The following is a 1,136-nucleotide window of genomic DNA, read 5'->3' as shown; positions in this document are numbered from 1 at the left end:
CGCAGCGCTGGAGCGGGCCGACGGTGTGGTCAGCCGCGCCGCGCAGTCGCTGGGCCTGTCGCGCCAGGCCTTGTACCGGCGCATGGAGCGCTATGGATTGGCGGCGCCGTGATGGCCGAGCAGGACAACGCTTCAACACGGCCCGCGCCGCCGCGGCTGCAACACCGGCTGATTGCCGCCGGCATGGTCTGCGCCGTCGGCGGTGCCTTGATCTACCACGGCCTGACCGACTGGCCCTTGCCGCTGTTGCTGGAAGAAGGCCAGGATTTGCTGGAGCTGGAGGAGGCCGACCGCATCGTTGGCCCTGCGCCGGGCAGCCTGCTGGCACTGGTCGCCAGCGCGGTGCTGCTGCTGCCCTTGATCGCCTGGCTGGCCGCCTGGGCGCTGGCACCGCTGCGCACGCTCAACCGCGCGCTGGACAACCTGGTGCAAAGCTACCGAGATGGCGACTTCAGCCGCGCGCTGGCGGCCGACGACGTGTTCGCCAACTCGCTGCGCGAAGGCGAGGGCAAGCGCGGCCCGTTCCAGGGCTATGGCGAGCTGGCCGAACTGGTCAAGCAGCACCAGGTGCTGGGCCAGGCCCTGCGCGAACAGCGCCAGCACCTGGTGCAGCGCGAGCTGCTTCTGGACACGGTGTTGCAGCACAGTCCGCTGGCGCTGGTGCTGACGAGCGTGCATCCGGTGGCTCATGAAAGGGTGGTGCTGGCCAACCTGGCGGCGCGCCAGCTGCTGGGCGAAGGCCGCAGCCTGCAGGACCAGGACTTCCAGGTGCTGCTGGCCGCTGCACCCGTTGCACTGCAAGAGGCCGTGGCCGCGGGTGAAGACGCCTTGTTCACGCTGGTGCAGGAAGGTGGCGACGAGACCTTCCACCTGTCGCAGCGCCATGTGCAACTGCAGGGCCGGCCGCACCGGCTGCGGCTGTTCCGCCGCATGACGCGCGAACTTTCGCGCCAGGAAGTGGCGACCTGGAAACGCGTGATCCGCGTGCTGAGCCACGAGCTGAACAACTCGCTGGCACCGATCTCGTCGCTGGCCCATTCGGGTGCCGAACTGGCCCGGCGCGGCGAGCTGGCCCGCCTGCCGGCCGTGTTCGCCAGCCTCGGGGAGCGAGCGCGCCACCTGCACGAATTCCTGGA

The 1,136-nt window shown here is 70.0% G+C and carries 1 protein-coding gene and 1 pseudogene; both read left to right on the top strand.

Annotated elements, in window-relative coordinates; genetic code table 11:
* Positions 1–112 (top strand): helix-turn-helix domain-containing protein (locus FKP22_RS34310; RefSeq protein ID WP_141292038.1); only part of this gene is annotated, 112 nt, incomplete at its 5' end.
* Positions 112–1,136 (top strand): annotated as a pseudogene (locus FKP22_RS31195) (hypothetical protein); the annotation flags it as partial. The gene FKP22_RS34310 and the pseudogene FKP22_RS31195, both read left to right, overlap by 1 nt.

The sequence above is a fragment of the Ideonella azotifigens genome (assembly GCF_006519715.1).
Lineage (GTDB): Bacteria > Pseudomonadota > Gammaproteobacteria > Burkholderiales > Burkholderiaceae_C > Ideonella > Ideonella azotifigens.
Note: the sequence above shows the minus strand (reverse complement) of the source record. Positions and strands in the feature narration are given on the sequence as shown.